1 protein-coding gene is annotated in these 281 nt (G+C 68.7%); it reads left to right on the top strand.

What is annotated here, in order from left to right; genetic code table 11:
* A partial coding sequence (locus tag ISP15_RS18540) for a hypothetical protein (RefSeq protein ID WP_404549504.1) occupies positions 1 to 281 on the top strand: 281 nt, incomplete at both ends.

The following is a 281-nucleotide window of genomic DNA, read 5'->3' as shown; positions in this document are numbered from 1 at the left end:
ATCCAGATCCAGCAACAGCTGAGCCAGCCGGGCACGGCGCTCAGTACCGGCAACAGCACGATCACCGAGGACACCTACGACAACCGCGGCGAGCAGCTGAGCCAGACCGAGGGCGTCGGCACCGCGCTCGCGCAGACCACGAGCGCCACCTACGATGCCTTCGGGCGTGTCACCCGCCGCACCGACGGCAACGGCAACGCGATCACATACCGCTACGACAACCTGGGCCGCCAGGTCTCGAGCAGCCAGCTGGTACAGGGCGCCGCGCGCAGCACCCAGAC

The organism is Dyella jejuensis, assembly GCF_044904675.1.
GTDB classification, from domain to species: Bacteria; Pseudomonadota; Gammaproteobacteria; order Xanthomonadales; family Rhodanobacteraceae; genus Dyella_B; species Dyella_B jejuensis.
This window is presented reverse-complemented; position numbering and strand designations above follow the sequence as displayed.